The sequence below is a fragment of the Paenibacillus sp. DRB1-1 genome, from assembly GCF_052119485.1.
Taxonomy (GTDB): domain Bacteria; phylum Bacillota; class Bacilli; order Paenibacillales; family Paenibacillaceae; genus Paenibacillus; species Paenibacillus polymyxa_B.
The window spans coordinates 1229767-1247204 of record NZ_JBODQH010000001.1 but is presented as its reverse complement, the minus strand read 5'-3'; the positions used below and the strand labels follow the sequence as shown (position 1 = coordinate 1247204).

General features: G+C 49.8%; 6 protein-coding genes. All 6 read left to right on the top strand.

Annotation, left to right across the window (positions count from 1 at the left end; all coding sequences use genetic code 11):
* Positions 1-23 precede the first annotated feature (23 nt).
* The 6 genes from ACQW03_RS05525 to fabD are packed head-to-tail and all read left to right on the top strand — an operon-like array spanning position 24 to position 17411.
* Positions 24-1235, top strand: a complete 1212-nt coding sequence (locus ACQW03_RS05525; protein ID WP_071639842.1) for a pyridoxal phosphate-dependent aminotransferase — start codon at positions 24-26, stop codon at positions 1233-1235.
* 5 nt (positions 1236-1240) lie between these two features.
* On the top strand, positions 1241-3265 hold the full coding sequence (locus ACQW03_RS05520; protein ID WP_441948628.1) for a non-ribosomal peptide synthetase: 2025 nt from the start codon (positions 1241-1243) through the stop codon (positions 3263-3265).
* A gap of 3 nt (positions 3266-3268) precedes the next feature.
* Positions 3269-7303, top strand: a complete 4035-nt coding sequence (locus ACQW03_RS05515; protein WP_441948626.1) for a beta-ketoacyl synthase N-terminal-like domain-containing protein — start codon at positions 3269-3271, stop codon at positions 7301-7303.
* Positions 7304-7345: 42 nt separating this feature from the next.
* Entirely contained in the window at positions 7346-8980 is a 1635-nt protein-coding gene (locus tag ACQW03_RS05510; RefSeq protein WP_441948624.1) for a carbamoyltransferase N-terminal domain-containing protein, read from the top strand.
* Positions 8981-9016: 36 nt separating this feature from the next.
* The gene (locus ACQW03_RS05505; RefSeq protein ID WP_441948622.1) at positions 9017-16150 is read left to right on the top strand and encodes an amino acid adenylation domain-containing protein; all 7134 of its coding nucleotides are present in this window, start codon (positions 9017-9019) and stop codon (positions 16148-16150) included.
* Between the two features lie 13 nt (positions 16151-16163).
* Positions 16164-17411 carry an ACP S-malonyltransferase gene (gene fabD / locus ACQW03_RS05500; RefSeq protein WP_441948617.1) on the top strand — a complete coding sequence of 416 codons (1248 nt, stop codon included), beginning with the start codon at positions 16164-16166 and terminating at the stop codon, positions 17409-17411.
* Positions 17412-17438 lie beyond the last annotated feature (27 nt).

Genomic DNA, 17438 nt, shown 5'->3' with positions numbered 1-17438 from the left:
TCATTCAAAGGAGGCAATTACAAATGGAATTAAGATCATCTATTGAATTTTATGACAATCGGTTTTTAATGTTCGTTCTGGATCAAATGGCTTATGAATTTGAGAAAAACGGCTCCAAAGAGGTCATTCGAATGACCTTGGGAAAATCCGAGCTACCTTTGCATGAGGATATCATTCAGTCGATGAAGGATGCGTTGGACACCTTTGAAAAAAGCTCGCTTGTATTTCCGCCGGGCTTGCCGGAATTAAAGGAAGCACTCGCGGAGGAATACAAGAAAACATATGATCTGGACATTAACCCTAACAATATCCTGATTAATGTAGGCACCAGCGCTTTATTCCGAAATCTGTTTTATTTGCTGGCAAAAGAGGGGGATGAGGTTCTTTTACCGCGTCCGTACTATTCTCTGTATCATTTTTGCGCCCAATTGGTAGGGGCGAATGTTCGCTACTATGATATCAATTTAGAGACGCTGGCACTGGATCTGGATTCCTTTAAGGAAAATTTCACGGATAAAACTAGAATTGTAGTCATTAATTCGCCTGGTAATCCGCTAGGCAACATCTTAACGAAAGACGAGCTGTATGCCATTGATGAAATTATCAACGGTCAGGCAGTGGTCATTAATGATGAGATTTATGCCAATGTTTGCTTTGATGAACGAAGCACTTCGGTACTGGAGCTGAAGGATACCAAATCAGCCTTTATTACGACGAATGCTTTCTCCAAAGGATACCGGATGTACAGTCGGCGCGTGGGTTACTGTATCGTTCCTGACGAGCTAGTCACACCGCTCACGGTCATACAGCACCACACATTGCTGACAGCCGACCCTGTCGTGCAATTTGGCGCACTGGAAGCATTGGCACATCCCGAAGAGATTGAGCAGCTGGTCAGCCTGTATAAAGCAAGACGGGATTATACGGTGGAGCAATTCAATGAGGTTCCGCTCGTACGTGCTATCCCTGCACAAGGTAGCTTTTACTTCACACTCGATTGTGAAAAGTACATGGACGAGCACGGCATCGAAACGAGTTTGGAGCTGGCTGAACAAATTATGAAAGCCAAACAAGTGGCGACTGTACCAGGTTCTGATTTTGGATTGCCGAAAATGCTGCGCCTGTCCTACTCTACAACGCGATACAACGAAGGCATAGATCGCTTAGTGGACTTTTTCACAAACAGCTTGGTAGGTCAATCGGCTGTATCTGCTGCAATTCCGGTTCGGGAGTAGACCCTATGGATCTGGATTTTGATGCATTTGAAATTCTATCGGCAGAAGAGGAACGCGTCATTGCGGAGATGAATCAGACTGCAAAGCCTTATGAGGATCATGTTACGATTCCTGATTTGTTTGCCCGTCAGGTCGCAATCACACCACAGCAAACCGCTATTTATGAATACGGCTCCTCCATTACGTATGCCGAATTGGAGGAACAAGCGAACCGAATGGCCCGCCTGCTGCATGCAGCAGGTGTCCGGCCTAACCAGCGGGTAGCGGTGGTAGCGGAACGGGGAATTGAGCTTTTAGTGGCTGTTTTCGGCGTATTAAAAGCAGGTGCAGCCTACGTGCCTATTGACCCGGACTACCCGAAAAAGCGGATTCAATATATGCTGCGCGACAGTGCTTGCGGTGTGCTGATCACCGAGTCTGCCAAGCTGCAAACGATGCTGGGAGATTTGCCGGAAAGCATGACGACGGTTGTTTGTCTTGACGAAACGAAGATGCGAGCAGATCGTCTGAAGGTGTATCAGCGGTCGGATTGGGAGCGCCAGGAGCAGGGCTCCTGGGCCTGTCCTGCCGGTGAAAATGATCTTGCGTATTTGATTTACACCTCAGGCTCTACGGGAGATCCCAAAGGAGTCATGATGACGCATAAAGCTGTGCTAAATACGCTCTTTTGGTTGCAGGACACCTTTTGTTTGACCGCAGAAGATGTGATTGCGCAGAAGACTTCTGCCAGTTTTACCGATTCGGTATGGGAATTCTTCTGGCCTTTGATATACGGAGCCAAGCTGTCTATATTCAGCTCGGATACGGTCAAAGATCCTCAGCGGCTATATGAACAGCTCCGGGATGACAAGATTACCATCACCCAGTTCGTTCCGGCCCAGATGAGTCTCTTTCTGGATGCGGTTCCGACCGAAGAGACGGATCATCCGCTACCGGAACTTAAATGGGTATTCAATGGAGGCGAAGCCTTGCTCGTCAATGGGGTGCGGGACTGGTACAGCACATTCCAGCAAGCCAAGATTGCCAACATTTACGGTATGACCGAGTCGGCTATTTATGCAACCTGTTACTTGATTGACGCATCTCCGGCAGAGGGCGAATTGAGCATTCCGTTGGGAAGGCCCCTTGCGAACACGCATGTTTATATTTTGGACAAGGAGGGGCAATTGTGCCCCTTTGAGGTCAAAGGCGAAATATGCATCGGCGGGATTGGTCTGACGGAGGGGTACTGGAATAAGGCAGAAGCAACTGCCAAGGCTTTTACCCAGCATCCCAAAACAGGCGAACAGCTATATCGTACAGGTGATTTGGGACTGTTACGGCCGGATGGCATTCTAGAGTATAGCGGCCGCAAGGATGATCAGGTACAGGTGCGGGGGTATCGCGTAGAACTCAAAGAAGTGGAGCGGGCCGTATCCGTTTTTCCAGGGATCAAGGAAACAGCTGTGATTGCCCAAACGGATGAGTTTGGTGTAACCAATCTCTTATGTTATTTTACTTCGCTGGAAAAAGGACTCGAAGTGGATGATCTGACAATACACCTGCGTGAAATATTACCTGAGTATATGATTCCGGGATTTTTCATGGAACTGCTGGAGATGCCGCTAACTCCGAACGGGAAGATTGATCGCAAAAATCTGCCACAGCCGGAGGGCCGAGTTCATCGTTCAACCGCATATGTGGCGCCTCGCAATGAAAGAGAGCATATGCTGACGAAAATCTGGGCCGGAATCTTAAATATAAGCCCGGAGGACGTCGGCATCCATGACAGCTTTTTTGAAATCGGCGGCAATTCCATCTCGATTGTTCGGCTTCATCGAAAGATGAAGCACGCACTGGGCAGTGAGGCAACAGTAGCCGAGCTGTTTTCCTATCCTACGATTGCAGCGTATATGAATCACTTTGAAAATAAGTCCAAGGATGATGAACAGCTGGATCAGGATCTTATGAGCCTGCTGGATCAAATTGAAGATGGCTCACTGGATGTAAGCGAGTCTATACGGGCGCTGGACCATCTGAAGGAGGGATAACATATGAAACGGGTTCAGAAGTATTTGCTAGCTCAGGTTGCCGCAAAACATCTCTCCAAGATAGAAGCTCTGCCGATGCTAAAAGAGCTATTCGAAAATGAGGCCAAGACGGTGAAGGTTGATGATATTGCCGTTGTTGGGATGGCCTGTCGGTTTCCGGGCGCAAATGGAACAGATGAGTTTTGGGATAATCTCGTGAACGGCATGGATGCCGTGAGGGACTTCCCGGAAAGCCGCAAGGCTGACGTGGATCGGCCTATTCGGGACTATTTTAAAGGTAAACGATATGCGCCGGAGATCAAGTATCGCAGAGGAGCCTATTTGGACCATATTGATCGTTTTGATGCGGAATATTTTAACATTACTCCTGCAGAAGCCCGGTGTATGGACCCTTTGCAGCGCATTTTCCTTGAAGTTACCTGGGAAGCGCTGGAGGATGCCGGTTATGCCGAAAAGGAATTGTACGGCTCACGAACCGGGGTATACGTAGGGGATACGGATGCCGATTACTTGCAACTGATTCAGAACATGGAGCCGTATGCCTTACCCGGCAATACCATTTCAGTCGTAGCCAGTCGGGTGGCCTACTTGCTGAATCTCGCCAGCGGCAGCCATCTGATTGATACCGCCTGCTCGGCATCTTTGGCTGCTGTGCATCATGCGGTCAAAGGGCTGATTACTGGCGATTGTGATATGGCTGTAGCTGGCGGGCTGAACCTGACCTTATTTCCCGTAGATGAAGGGCTGGTCGATATCGGCATTGCTTCGCCCGACTCTGTTGCGCGTACCTTCGATGCCGCAGCGAATGGGACGGTATGGGGCGAGGGATTCGGGGTCATCGTACTGAAGACGCTGGAAAAGGCTAAAAAGGATCGGGACCATATCTACGCTGTCATTAAAGGCAGCTCCATGAATTCGGACGGAAAGTCCAACGGCATTACCGCGCCAAGTGCCTTGGCTCAGACGGAGCTGATGAAGGAAGCTTGGCGTAATGCGGGCATCTCTCCGGAAACGGTAACCTATATTGAGGCTCACGGTACAGGAACTCGTCTAGGTGATCCGATTGAGATTGAAGGCATTACCAACGCCTTCCGCAGCTACACGGACAAGCGGCATTTTTGTGCCTTGGGCGCGGTAAAAACGAACATAGGTCATCTGGACACCGCAGCCGGTATTGCAGGTCTGATCAAAACGGTGCTGTTATTGCAAAAGAAGGAAATTCCGGCAACCCTCCATTTTAACGAGCCAAATCCGCACATTAATTTTATCGAATCGCCTGTGTATGTGAATACAGAGCTGGTTCCATGGGAGACGGAGGCAGGAGTGCCACGGCGGGCAGGAGTAAGTGCTTTTGGTCTAGCAGGAACTAACTGTCATGTCATATTGGAGGAATATGAGCAGGACGAGCAGAGCCAGTCCGCCAGCGGAGAAAACGTACCGTATGTATTTACGTTGTCTGCCAAGAGTAAAGCTTCCTTTGGTGCTTTGGTTGACCGTTATCGTACGTTTTTGGATCGCACGGCTCATGCGCTGCCAGATATTTGTTTTACAAGCAATCAGGGACGGGGGCACTATGCTTATCGGCTTGCGATTGTAGCTACAAGTCTTGAAGAGTTGAAGGAAGGGCTGGAGCGTTTTGCAAATGTAGATGAAGCTGCACGTCCAGCTTTAGCGGGAGAGGGGATATATTATACCCGCCTAACGACCCGTGAGGAGAAAAGCTTCAAGGTACAGCCTGACACCAGCCTGGATCGGGTTGTGGATGAATATATGCAAGGTAGCGATATCAATTGGAGTGCTCTGCATGATTTGGATCAAAGACATCGTGTTCCTTTACCAGTATATCCATTTGCAGGCAAGCGGCATTGGGTGGATTATATCCCGGAGCATGCGATGGAGCATGTAGTAGATTCCCCAGCCTTGAGATCGGTACCGGAGAAGCAGGTTGACCAGTGGTTCTATGAACTGAATTGGGTAGCCAGTCCGTTGACGGCTTCTGCCTCCCAAGAACGGTCGGTTACCAGTAAGTCATGGCTTATTCTGGCGGATGAAGAAGGCGTAGCTGCTTCACTTAGCGAGCTTATGAAGGATCAAGGACTCACACCTATTATCGTAGAGGCTGCATCTGATTATGCTGCCATAGATCCGAGTCATTATCAGATTCGTCCCGGCTATACGGAGGATTATAACAGGCTGCTTGCAGCCGTGACCGAGGTTGAAACGCGAGGGGGAGCAGAGCTTTCCGGTATCGTTCACTTGTGGACCTGCACCGAAATTCGCAGTCGCATGCGACAGCTCGATGATTTGAATGAAAGTCAGGAGCAAGGGGCTTTAAGTCTTTTTTATTTGATGAAGGCTGTTCAAGCAAGCTCGATTCATCACCCGTTGGAAATCAAAGTCGTCTCGAACTACGCACAGCTGGTCATAGCGGAGGATACATATGTATTCCCGGAAAAGGCGCCTCTGTGGGGATTAATGAAGGTGATCTCACAGGAATATAGCCAGCATCGTTGTAGCTGTATGGATGTAGAAACGATCGGACGCGATAATTCCGATATTGCTCGGGAAATTATGCTGGAATTGGATCGGGACGAGGCAGAGCAGAGTTCAGCATGGCGAAACGGCCAGCGGTATACGCAGCAGCTGGAACGAATGCAGCTTACGGCTCTTCCACATCGGAAGATTACGATCCGTGAGGGCGGCGTCTATCTGATTGCCGGGGGAGCCGGCTCGGTTGGACTGGAAACCTGCCGCTATCTTGCCCGGCAGGCGAAGGTTAAGCTCGTGCTGGTGAACCGTACTGTGCTTCCGGACCGGGAAACTTGGCAGGAACGAGCCGCGGAACCGGATGCTTCTGTGAGCACGAGAAAAATTCGTGAGCTGCTAGAGATTGAAAAGCTCGGCTCCGAGGTGAGCTACTATGCGGCAGATATTACGGATCTGGCCGTAATGAAGCAGGTCGTGGATGATGTACATGCACGTTACGGCCCGATTCATGGGGGCATGAATGCTGCGATGCATCTGGAGGAAATTCGTCTGGAGCAAATGGATGCGGCCGCGTTCCAGCGAACCATGGAAGCCAAGGTCATAGGAACATGGGTGTTGAACGAGGTGACCAAGGATCAGGCGCTGGACTTCTGGCTCCTATTCTCGTCAGTAGCTTCGCAGTTAGGAGGTGCAGGCTTGGGCAGCTACGCTGCTGCAAATGCATTTCTGGATCAGTATGCCCACTATCAGAGCCGTCGTGGCATGGAGATGATGGCGATCAACTGGTCGCATCTGGAACTGGAGGCTCCATCGGATGAGCTGATGGAGCAACGGATGTTATCTCAGCCGATTTCCTCGGAGGACTATGGTCAGCTGCTTGATCGGCTTTTGCAATACAAGCTGACCCAAACGGTCATTGCCAACATTCGCAGCCAGGAGCTGGTTCAAATGCTGACGCTGCTCAAGATCCGCTTTTCCCCGGATGTAACAAAGGAAATGACAGAGCAAGCGCAGGGACACAGCGAGCAAGAGCCTGAAGCCTATATTCATTTACTGGAGTCTTATCAAGAGCTGAAGCAATTTATTACCTCTAATGAGGCACTGAATGATATGATCCAGCGAAATGTGCAGCTGGGCGCTAAATTTGTCTCCTTCGAGGAAGAGCTGTTTCGTACGCTACAGCCCAAGTCGGAGGCTACGGACACTGGAGTGCACATGAACTCTCACATTCAAGTGACCTTGATCGGCCGTGATGGAGATGCATATTCGAAAACAGAACGGCAGCTAGGTCAGATTTGGGGCGAGGTGCTGGGGCATGAGGAAATTAGCATACACCAGGACTTTTTTGAAAATGGAGATTCGCTGATGCTGATGAGTGTCATTGCTAAAATTAAAGACCAGCTGGCCATAGATGTACCGATTCAGGTCTTTTTTCAGGAGCCAACGGTGGGCGGGCTGGGAAGCTGGATAGATGAATCCAATCGTGTCGATTCCGAGGAATCCGATATCATTCCGGTGTTACCGCGTCATTTTGCTGAGGCTGAACAATAAAGCGGCTTTGTGTTGGGCTAACAGGTGGGGAGTGAAAGGAACATGTTATTCTGCGGACTGAAATTAACGCATGATGGTAGTGTGGCCTTAATTGAGGATAACAAGCTTATTTTCAGCTATGAGGTTGAAAAATTCAATAACAACAAACGCTACAGCGAAATTCCTGATTTGGATTTTGTCGAGGAAGTGCTTAACCAGCATGGTTATACCTCGGCAGATGTGGATCGGTTTGTCATCGACGGCTGGGCCGGATTGAAGGAAAGCAAGGTGGATACGCGTTCCCATGGGCAGGAGCTGTCTCTCACGGTTGCACCTTACCGCGAAGTATCGCTTTCAGCCGACGCGCTCCAAGCCTATTCGGGCAACGGACTTGCCATTGGCGGAAGAACCTACGACTATACCAGCTATATGCATTCAACCACACATATCGCCAGCACCTATTGTGCAAGTCCTTACGCGGTGACCAAGGAGCCGTCTTACGCGCTTGTGTACGATGGCGGCATGTATCCGCGTTTTTATTACTTTGATCCAGCGAACGGAAAATTAGAAAATCTGGGTCCTCTTTTCATGTACATTGGCAACATTTATTCACTGTTTTCGCTGCACTTTGAGCCTTTTCTTCGCGGAGGGCAAGGACCGCGTGTGGATGATCTTTCGGTAGCGGGCAAGGTCATGGCCTACATTGCCAAGGGACAGGTACGTCCAGAGCTGCTCGAACAGTTTGAACTGACGTATGCACGGCATTTTTCACCCTCAATGGAGTTTAACTGGACCTTTTCCCAGGAAATCAAGCGATATGTAGATGAACATCATATTCCGCATGCAGACGCCATGGCGTCTTTCCATCAGTATTTGGAGCAGCTTCTCGTAACCTCGCTGGAGGCGAGTGTGACCAAGCATGGACGGAAAACACGAAACTTTTGCTTTATAGGAGGCTGTTCTCTGAATATCAAATGGAACAGTGCAATTCGGGAAAGTGGATTATTTGACGATGTGTTTGTTTCTCCGTTTACCAATGATACAGGTTCGGCGATTGGTGCTGCCTGTTGTGAAATGATTCATCAGACAGGTCATCCCCATCTGAATTGGTCTGTGTACAGCGGACCCATGGTCATTCAAAATGAGCCAGCAGAAGGCTGGGAATCACGTGCTTGTACGGTAGCACAGCTTGCGGAGCTGCTGCATACGACAGATGATCCAGTCGTGGTGCTGCATGATCGGGCGGAACTGGGACCACGTGCTTTGGGCAACCGGAGTATACTGGCAGCTGCCGTTCAACCGGATATGAAAGACCGCCTGAATGCCATCAAGCAGCGGGAAGAATATCGTCCGGTCTCACCGATCTGTATGGAGGAGCGTGCACCGGCTATTTTTTCACCGGGAACCCGTGATCCGTATATGCTTTTTGATCATATGTTGCGTGATGAATGGGTGGAACGCATTCCTGCGATCCGTCATCTCGATGGAACGGCACGCCTCCAGACGGTGAGTCGGGAGGATAATCCGCTGATCTATGATTTACTGCATGCGTACGAGAATTTGAGCGGCATTCCAGTGCTGTGTAATACTAGCGCCAATCTGCTCGGCAGCGGCTTTTTCCCGGATGTGCGTTCTGCAACCGAATGGAACGGAACCCGGTATGTCTGGTGCAATGAAACGTTATACGAAAAGCAGTAACATATCCTCGAATAATGTATAGATGGAGGTTTACACATGGGAGAGAAGCAGACCTATGATCTGTCTCATGGGCAGAAACGGTTCTGGGTTCAGTCCCAGCTGGACGCTCAGAGCAGCGCCTTAAATCAGTCGGTAGCCGTTCGAACCAGACAAGTTGTGAATACCTCGTATTTACAGCAGGCCCTCCATACCATCGTTGAAAGACATTTTATCCTTCGTACAGTGTTCACGGTGGTCGAAGGTGTACCGAAGCAAGTGGTGCTGGAGCAATTGACCTTAAACGTGCCTGTTGTGGATGTATCGGATACAGGGGAAGAAACAGCGTGGGCAGAGGTACAAAAAGAAATACAGACTGTGATGAATCAGCCTTTTGATCTGGAACAGAGTCCATTATGGCGGGCACAGATCTACATGCTGGCGGCAAACGACTATGTTTTTCATATTTGTATGCACCACATCATTGAAGATGGTTGGTCTATGGATCTGTTTTTTCAAGAACTGTTTCATATTTATCAGGCGTTGGAGCAAGGAACAAGCCCCTATTTGCCAGCATTGCCGATCCAGTATATTGATTATGCACATTGGCAAAATCAGCAGGTGCTTACTGGAAAACTAAGCTCGCAGGAGCAATACTGGAAATCCCGATTGGATGGTGAATTGCCAAGTCTTCAATTGCCTTTGGATTTTCCGCGTCCGAGCATCCGAAATGCTCCGGCGGCGGTGGAAAAGGTCATTCTGGATGCGGAATTATGCGCGGGCTTGGAGCGGTTGAACCGCACGTACGGAACCACCATGTTCATGTCGATCGTTACCAGTCTGAATGTGTTATTAGCCCGGCTTACTCAGCAAGAGGACATTATTATTGGTACTCCTGTGGCGGGACGGAATCAAAAGCAGGTTCGAAACCTGATGGGTTTTTTTGTAAATACTCTCGTGCTGCGGAATCGACTTTCCCGGGACATTTCTTTTTCCCGATTGTTACAGCAAGTTAAAGATGAGTGCGCAGGAGCATACGCCCATCAGGACTATCCTTTTGACAAGCTATTGCAGGTATTGAACCGTCCGCGCCGCCTAAATCGTGCCCCGCTGTTTGACGTCCTGATTAATTTTGCAGCCGGCTCCAAAAATGAGGAGAACTTCGGGGGAATCCCGATGGAAAGAATCAAGCTGGGAAATGGTGCCGACGCGAACGAGTTTGACTTGACCGTAATCGTGGAATCCGTAAATGACGAATTGGTCATATCGCTTAGCTATGGAACAGATTTGTTTACAGCCTCAACGATGTCCAGGATCGGAGCGTATTTCCGTAACATTATTGCGGGTGCCATTCAGGACCCGGAGCAGCCTGTGTGGAAAATGGATTACATGGGGGCAGAGGAACGGGCGGTGATCCATCGCGTTAATGATACGCAGAAGGCTTATCCGGCTGGAGTCACGATTACGTCCCGTATTCAGGAGCAGACGCTCCGTACCCCTGATGCAGTGGGGGTTCTGGACGGCGAGATGGCTGTCACCTATAAGGAGCTGCACCTTCGCTCCAACCAATTGGGCCAGCTTTTCAGTCGTTATGGAGTTCGTCCGAACTCGCTGGTTGCCATTATGGGGGATAGGGATGTCCCATTGCTTACCGCTATTTTAGGGATTATGAAGGCCGGTGGTGCCTATGTACCGATTGATCCTGATTATCCGCAATCCCGAATCAAGTATATGCTTGACGACAGTTCGTGCCGCGTGCTTGTTACGAATTCACGTTATTTCGGGCGGACGTTAGATCATTTGCCAGACTGTATTGAAACTGTCATTTGTCTAGATGAAACGGTATGGGGAGAGTCGGAGTGGATCGTTAGACTGCGGGAGATGCGAGGGGATGAGTCTTATTTTATTCCTGTCAAAGAACAAGGGATGTCTACGGATAATCTGAGTCTGCAAAATATTCCTAAGGAAAAAGACCTGGCGTATATTATGTACACTTCAGGCTCCACGGGACAGCCCAAAGGGGTGATGATGACCCATAAGGCTGTGCTGAATACGTTATTTTGGTTGCAGGATACCTTTGCTCTGGGAGCAGACGATGTCATCGCGCAGAAGACGTCTACCAGCTTTACAGACTCGGTGTGGGAATGGTTCTGGCCGCTGATGGAGGGAGCCAAATTAACGATTGTACCTGTGGATATCGTCAAAGACCCTGCACAGCTATACCCATTTATGGAGCGGGAAAAAGTGACGGTTACTCAATTTGTTCCTGCGCTCATGAATGTTTTCCTAAGTGCCGTACGAAATGCGGGGGAATCTCATCCATTGCCTGATCTAAAGTGGATTTTTAACGGGGGCGAAGCGCTTCCGGTGAATATCGTGCAGGAATGGTACACTCTTTTTCGCACAGCGAAAATCGCCAATCTATACGGCATGACCGAATCGGCCATCTATGCGACCCAGCATATCATTCAGCACAAGCCGGATGCAGGAACATTACGTATTCCTCTGGGGCTGCCGATTGCGAATACTCATGTGTATGTACTGGATCAGGATGGACAGCTTGCCGGATTCCAAGTGCAAGGCGAGATTTGTATCGGCGGGACAGGACTGGCGAGCGGATATTGGGCCAAGCCGGATTTGACAGCCAAAGCCTTCACTACGCATCCGTTTACCGGAGAAAGGCTTTATCGAACGGGAGACTTAGGTTGTCAGACTCCGGACGGGCAATTTCAGTATCTTGGGCGAAAGGACGATCAGGTTCAGGTGCGGGGATTTCGCGTCGAAATGAAGGAAGTTGAGCAGGCGCTGGTTAGTCTTCCATCTATTCGTGAGGCAGCGGTGATTGCACATGTGGAGGAAACGGGATTAACCGGGCTGATCGGCTATTACACATTGCAGTCGCCGGAAATGACGTCAGAAGGGGTGCGCCAACATCTAAAAGAACGGCTTCCCGACTATATGGTTCCCGGTCTGTTGGTCCCTCTCGAAGCCATGCCTTTGACCCCACACGGTAAAATCGACCGTAAGCATATGCCAAAACCTGAGGGAAGAAGTCTTGCAGGAACAGAATATGTACCTCCAAGGGACGGTATGGAGCAAGAGCTGTCCACTATTTGGACAGAAATTTTGGATATAGCGCAAGTGGGTGTACAGGACCCCTTTTTTGCGTTGGGTGGACATTCACTCAAGATGGCAAAAATGATTTACCGGATTCAGGAGCGCTTGCAGATAAAAGTGACGTTCAAAGAACTTTTTGATCATCAAACCATTCGTGAGTTGGCAGATTTGCTTCGTCAAAAGACCTCTGTTCATGCAGCTTCTATTGAACCGTTGCCTGAGCAGGAGTATTACCCAGCTTCCGCCGCTCAAAGACGATTATTTGTTTTGCATCAATTGGAAGGAGAAAGCCTGAGCAATCACGTGTTCACTGCCTGGCATTTGGAAGGCAGTATCCAAAGAGAGCAGCTTGAACGTCTGTTTCGAACATTACTGCTCCGGCATGAAGTATTTCGAACGGGCTTTACCCTGCTGGAGGATGAGGTAGTACAGCAGATTCATTCGGATGTAGCTTGGAAAATGGAATATACCGAAGGGACGGCGGCCGATATGCCGCAGATTCAGCAATCATTTTTGCGTCCTTTTGATTTGCAACAGCCCCCGCTTTTACGGGTAATGCTGGTTCGATTAGCGGAGCAGAGCCATGTTCTGCTGCTGGATGTGCATCATATTATTTTTGATGGAATTTCTGCGACAGTGCTTATTGATGAGTTTATCTCCCTAATGGAAGGAAGCGCTCTGGAAAAACCGCACATTCAGTATAAAGAATTTGCCGCCTGGCAGCATACACAGCTCAGCGGGGAACATCTGAAAGAACAGGAAGCGTTCTGGCTGAAGATGTTCGACGAACAGCACACTGGAAAGGAAATTCCGCTTCTGAATCTGCCGGGAGATTATCCAAGACCAAGACAACGGAGCTTTGCCGGGGGCTCGCTGGAATTTAGTCTGTCGTCAGACTGTGCAACAAGTTTGCGGAAGCTGGCAACGGAGAGTGGTGCCACGTTATTTATGGTTTTGCTCGCGGCATACAATGTATTCTTGTCCCGCTACAGTGGACAGGAGGACATCGTGGTGGGTACGCCAGTTGCCGGGAGATCGCATGTTCAGCTGGAGCGGATGCTCGGTATGTTCGTAAATACACTTACGTTACGAAATGCTCCCGTACAGGAGAAGACCTTCCGACAGTTTCTGGACGAGGTCAAAGACAATGCGTTGAATGCGTTTGAGCATCAGGATTACCCCTTTGATATGCTCGTCAATCGCTTGCATCTCCAGCGGGATTTGAGTCGTAATCCGCTGTTTGACACGATGTTTCGGCTGCAAAATTTTATGGATGGCAGCAGGGAAGTGCCGGGTTTACAGGTGAAGCCTTATCCGTTGGAAAGCCCTTTTGCTTCATTTGATTTGATGCTGACCGTGGTTGAGATGCCGACTGCTAAAGGTGCGAGTGATAATCGCCCTAATGGGCTGCATTGTACCTTTGAATACAGCGCGGAACTGTTCCGCGAGCATACGGTTCGCCAGATGGCGCAGCATTTCATAGAGCTGGTGGCCCAACTGGCTTCGCAGCCAGACCGTCCTCTGTATGCTGCCAGCCTGCTGACTCCTGCGGAGCAATCACGCATTCTTGTCGCCCGCAATGCGACTGAGCTTGCGCTTCCGGCTGACAAGCTGATGCATCACCTGTTCGAAGAACAGGCTGCACGGATGCCGGACGCCATAGCGGTAGAATGTGGGAGCCGGCGTTTGACCTATGGCGAGCTGGATGTCCTGTCCAATCGGGTGGCGAGAACATTGCGCAGCAAAGGAGCGGACGTGAATACGGTGGTTGCCTTGCTGCTGGAACGGTCGGTAGATTTGCTGACGGCGATGCTCGGCATTTTAAAGGCAGGTGCTGCCTATTTGCCGATCGACCCCGACTATCCTGCGGCGCGTATTTCCTACATGCTGGAAGAGAGTGAAGCGCAATGGCTTATTAGTCGGGACACGCTGCTGGATGAACTGGATTTTAGAGGCGAAGTCATTTCGTTGAATGACGAGAGTATATACCGTCAGGATGGAAAAAGGCTGGAGATCACACAGCCGGGACCCCATGATTTGGCGTATATGATTTTCACCTCAGGCTCGACTGGAAATCCGAAAGGCGTGATGATCCGTCAGGAAGCCATTGTGAACCTGATCTACGGGATTACCGAGCGAATACCGTTTCCTGAAGGTCAAACCTTCTTCTCAGTAACTACTGCTGCATTTGATATTTTTGTATTGGAAACGCTACTGCCTTTGGCGAAGGGGCTACGGGTAGTGTTATCTACGGGAGAAGAGCAGGCAAATGCTGAACTGCTGTTGGAGGCGATTCGCCGAACAGGTCCGCACTTGCTGCAAATGACACCCTCGCGGCTTCAGCTTTTGCTTATGCACCCGGAAGCAAAAGAGAGTATGCGCACGTTGCAGGTCGTGATGGTGGGAGGCGAGGCTTTACCAGAGCCATTGCTTCGTCAGACGCAGGAGATGACCACTGCGCGCATTTTTAACATGTACGGCCCAACCGAAACTACAGTCTGGTCAACTGTGCAGGAGCTTACCCAGCACGAGCGGGTGACAGTGGGTACGCCGATAGCGAATACACAAGTATATATTCTGGATGGGCAGCTCCAGCCTGTACCGGATCTTGTAGCGGGTGATCTCTGGATTGGAGGCAAGGGACTTGCATCCGGTTATGACAAGCGCCCTGAGCTGACAGCGGAGAAGTTCAAAGCCAATCCGTTCCGGTCCGGTGAGCGAATGTTTAAGACCGGAGATTTGGCGCGGTGGCTGCCTAACGGTGAGATTGAAGTGTTGGGCCGGATGGATGATCAGATCAAGGTCCGTGGCTATCGGGTGGAGCTGGGGGAAATTGAACAGGCGCTGATGGCTCATCCTGCCATTCGGGAAGCTGTGGTGGTACAGGACCGATCAGACGATCAGGAGAACCGCTCCCTTTGTGCCTATTGGGTAGGCCAGCAGAATTTGACGGTAGGTGAGCTGCGCAATCATCTGCTTGCCCGACTGCCAGAATATATGATTCCGTCGCATTTTATTACCTTGTCGGAGATACCTTTAACGCCGAACGGGAAAATAAACCGTCGAATGCTGCCCAAGCCGGATCATAGCCGTCCTCTTCTTGGAGTGGAGTATACAGCACCTGCTACAGAGGTGGAAATGCAGGTCAGCCAAATTTGGGAAGAGGTATTGCACAGAAGTGAGCTTGGCATTCACGATAATTTCTTTGAGCTGGGGGGCAATTCGGTTCTACTCATTCAAATGAATGTTCGTCTTCAGCAAATCTTTCCAGGGCAAATCAGCGTTGCAGACTGCTTTGCCTATCCGACCATTGCGAGACTTTCCGGTTTTCTGGAGCAGCAGCAAGGAGAACAAGCATGGACGGATGCGGAACAGGAACGATATGAGCGTCAGGAGCAATACTGGCGTCTTTATTTGGCTGAACCGTTATCTTTTATTCCGTGGAATGAGGTGATGCGGACAGATGGAGGAGCCGAGGGGCAGGCTACGTTCACCTTTACCTTACCTGCGGACCTGTTGACCACGTTACAGAAAGCAGTCTGGAGTCAGGATTTTGCCCTAACAGACTTGTTACTAGCCGTTTATACGTATGTTTTGTCACAAATGACAGGTCAGTCCGAACTGGTATTGCCCATCGGTGAAGGATACCCATTACCACATAAACAGTTCATACACCATGGACAGTCCTCTTTTCCCGCATCACAACCGACAGGGGAGAGCTTGTATCCGCTGCGTGTACGATTGACGGAAAATGATGATTTTAGCGCCCTGTGCATAGAGGTTGCTGGTCATCGTCAAAAAGCGAAAGAGACCGACCTTTACCCGATCCCAGGTATGTTGCCAAATGGGACAGGAAACGCCAATCCATCTGTTTTTCTCCCTTGTGTGTTTCTGAATCATACGCCGGCGGGACATGAGGTGACTCGGCAATTTGACTGGGTGCTTCATATGGATGTGCGTGCGGAGCAGGTACGCTTCCTGTGCGAATATCAAGCTGGAAAACTGAAGAAGACTTGGGCGGAACAGATGATGAAGGCCTATGTCCACGTACTGCACAAGATTGCAGACCTACTATAAGGAGGATGGAACGATGAAAAAATTAGGATTTTTATTCCCGGGGCAAGGCTCTCAATATGTAGGCATGGGTCAAAGCTTATACGATGAATATTCAGTAGCAAGAGAAACCTTTGAAGAGGCCGAGGATGCGCTAGGGTTTGATCTAAAGACGCTTTGTTTCACAGGTTCTATGGATGAGCTGACTCTGACCGCTAATGCCCAGCCTGCCATTTTGACCGTGAGCATCGCAGCTTTTCGTGTACTGATGCAGGAATTGAAGCTTGCTCCATCTCTGGTAGCGGGTCACAGTCTGGGAGAATTCTCGGCATTGGTCAGTACAGGGGCGCTTGCTTTTTCGGATGCGGTGAAAATAGTACGTCAGCGGGGCATTCTGATGCAGGAAGCTGTTGCTCCAGGTACAGGGGCGATGCTGGCGGTAGTCGGGAGTCATGAGCGTGAGGTGGATGAGGTGTGCCAGCAAGCCTCGACAGCCGGCGTATCGGTCGGCATTGCGAATTATAATTCCTCTGAGCAGCTCGTCATTTCGGGTCATACTCCTGCACTGGAGAAGGCAGAAGAGGAACTGAATCGTAGAGGAATCAAGACGATTCGCCTCAAGGTGGGCTTTCCGTTCCATACGAATTTAATGCGGAGCGCTGCGGGCAAATTTCGGGAGGAGCTGGAGAGATATGATTATGGCCGTTTTCAATGGCCTGTGCTCTCTAATGTTACAGCGACACCCTATGCGGATCGTCGTTATATCCTATCTAACCTGACGTCCCAGATGGCACGGCCTGTGCAATGGCACAGAAGCGTTCAATACATGCTGAATCAGGGTGTGAATCATTTTATAGAAATCGGCCCCAAAACCGTATTAAGAAATTTAATGACAGGTATCACCTCTACGGCTCATTCCTTTGCTTTTGAGCATCCCTCCACTCTGGAATTGCTGCGGAATGCTGATATCGAGAGCAAACCAGATGGTTTGGGTCTGGTGACCTCCTGTATTGCGATTGCGGTTTCAACCCAGAACCGCAACTGGAATAACGATGAGTATGAGCAGGGTGTAGTCGTTCCATACAAAGAATTGCAAAACCTGCGCGAACAATTGATCACAACCGGAACAGAACCAACGTTGGAACAAATGCAGCAAGCTCTGGACAAGCTAAAGTCCATTTTTGCAACCAAATTAACACCAACGGAACTACGGGCTGAACGGTTTGAGCAGATTTTCAGCAATACGCATACACGCGAATTATTTCCCGCGTTTCAGGTCAGCTAATCGCAGCGAACACGAGGAACGGAAGGG

Coding starts and splice junctions, on each gene's coding strand:
- ACQW03_RS05525 (WP_071639842.1), top strand. CDS start 24: ATGGAATTAAGATCATCTATTGAATTTTATGACAATCGGTTTTTAATG.
- ACQW03_RS05520 (WP_441948628.1), top strand. CDS start 1,241: ATGGATCTGGATTTTGATGCATTTGAAATTCTATCGGCAGAAGAGGAA.
- ACQW03_RS05515 (WP_441948626.1), top strand. CDS start 3,269: ATGAAACGGGTTCAGAAGTATTTGCTAGCTCAGGTTGCCGCAAAACAT.
- ACQW03_RS05510 (WP_441948624.1), top strand. CDS start 7,346: ATGTTATTCTGCGGACTGAAATTAACGCATGATGGTAGTGTGGCCTTA.
- ACQW03_RS05505 (WP_441948622.1), top strand. CDS start 9,017: ATGGGAGAGAAGCAGACCTATGATCTGTCTCATGGGCAGAAACGGTTC.
- fabD (WP_441948617.1), top strand. CDS start 16,164: ATGAAAAAATTAGGATTTTTATTCCCGGGGCAAGGCTCTCAATATGTA.